The sequence below is a fragment of the Rhodococcus sp. Leaf225 genome (genome assembly GCF_001426145.1).
GTDB lineage: Bacteria > Actinomycetota > Actinomycetes > Mycobacteriales > Mycobacteriaceae > Rhodococcoides.
The window spans coordinates 713,725-714,395 of the sequence record NZ_LMRN01000009.1; the positions used below are offsets into that span (position 1 = coordinate 713,725).

The 671-nt window shown below is 73.6% G+C and carries 1 protein-coding gene; it reads right to left on the bottom strand.

The genetic code is table 11. The features are described 5' to 3' along the window. Positions 1-501 (bottom strand): MFS transporter (locus ASG69_RS07815; protein WP_162247029.1); only part of this gene is annotated, 501 nt, incomplete at its 3' end. Positions 502-671 lie beyond the last annotated feature (170 nt).

Sequence of the window (671 nt, forward strand, 5' to 3'; positions counted from 1 at the left end):
CCGCCACCACCCGAAGGCCGTCGGGCGGGTCGCGGGTGGGTGGAAATCGGCGAGCATGCTGGCGCTGGCCGGGTTGTCGATGGCCTCGGCGGCGGCGAGGCCCATGCGCACCAGGTAGAAGACGGCGAAGGTGGGAGCGAGCGCGGAACCGACCGTCGCCAGGGCCCACAGGAACACGACGACGGTGATGATGCGGCCGCGGTCGTGGCGATCGGCGAGGTAGGCGGCGGGCATCGCGAGGAGGCCCGCGGCGACGGCGGCCGCGGTGGGGATGGAGCCGGCGGCGGTGTCGCCGAACCCGAACTCCGCCTGCAGCTGCGGCAGCACGGCGGCGACCAGGCTGAACTCGATGCGGTCTACGAGGGAGACCAGCACCAGCACGATCGCGGGTCCCCACCCGTACGGGAGGGTGAGGGAGTCGCGCCGCGCCCCGATCGTGCGCCACCGCGGTGCCCGCGTCGCCGCCGCACCCCGCTCGGTCCGATTCTCGGTCTCCGTCACTGCCGCCCCCGTCCGACCGGCGCGCCTGCCGATTCGGGCGCAGCCTATTCCGGCGAAACGCCCGGGTACCGTCGTCGGGAGAAGCTTGGGCGGACCCACCATCGGGCCCGCCCGGACCCTTGCTCCGTCACCCCCGTGCGCCTTTTGCGTATCCCTGGATGCGCGAAAGG